The organism is Pseudoalteromonas sp. NEC-BIFX-2020_002 (assembly GCF_013002825.1).
GTDB classification, from domain to species: Bacteria; Pseudomonadota; Gammaproteobacteria; order Enterobacterales; family Alteromonadaceae; genus Pseudoalteromonas; species Pseudoalteromonas neustonica.
Map to the genome: position 1 here is coordinate 1 of NZ_JABEPJ010000050.1, position 693 is coordinate 693.

The following is a 693-nucleotide window of genomic DNA, read 5'->3' on the forward strand; positions in this document are numbered from 1 at the left end:
CGTTATACCCGAAAAGGCGTGATGTCAGAATCGCGATTAGTGTCAGCGACTGAAGAAACAGTGAGCTTTAAATACCGCGATTATGCAGATAACAACCGCGATAAAGTCATGACTCTGAGTTGTGATGAATTTTTACGGCGCTACTTACAACATGTATTGCCCAAAGGGTTTATGCGCATTCGCCACTATGGCTTTTTAGCTAATGCATGTCGTAAACAAAAGTTAGCGTTAATAAGGACTCAAGAGTCACACACATGTAAACCAGTGAAGCCAAAAACAGAAAAAGATCCATTGATACCACATTGGCCCTGTCAATCATGCAAAGTTGGCATCTTGCGATTTATTGGTATAGCAGAGTCGGATGCGGCAACAGTTACAACAGAGCGAACGAGTTAGCGGGCTAGCCTGCTTAATAGAATCAATATGTTAACCTGCTTAATTGTTCAGGCTAATAGCGGCTGTGTGTTTTAATAATATGGTTGCTTATCAAGCTAAATTTAGGTGTAATAAGGACATAATAAACGCTGAGCAATGCAGGGACAGCTTAGATACGATATACACGTCAATGAAATTGGCTAAATATCGGTTAGGCCATAAAAAGCAAATTCCCATAGCATAAACAATACCAACGCGAACACACCGAGCAGGTAGCGCCTCAGTCCAACAAGCGATTATGCAACACAAACTGCGTGT

At 41.6% G+C, this 693-nt stretch carries 1 protein-coding gene; it reads left to right on the forward strand.

What is annotated here, in order from left to right; translation table 11 throughout:
* Nucleotides 1-396 (forward strand): transposase (locus HJP15_RS21595; protein ID WP_170174634.1); only part of this gene is annotated, 396 nt, incomplete at its 5' end.
* Nucleotides 397-693: the final 297 nt, after the last annotated feature.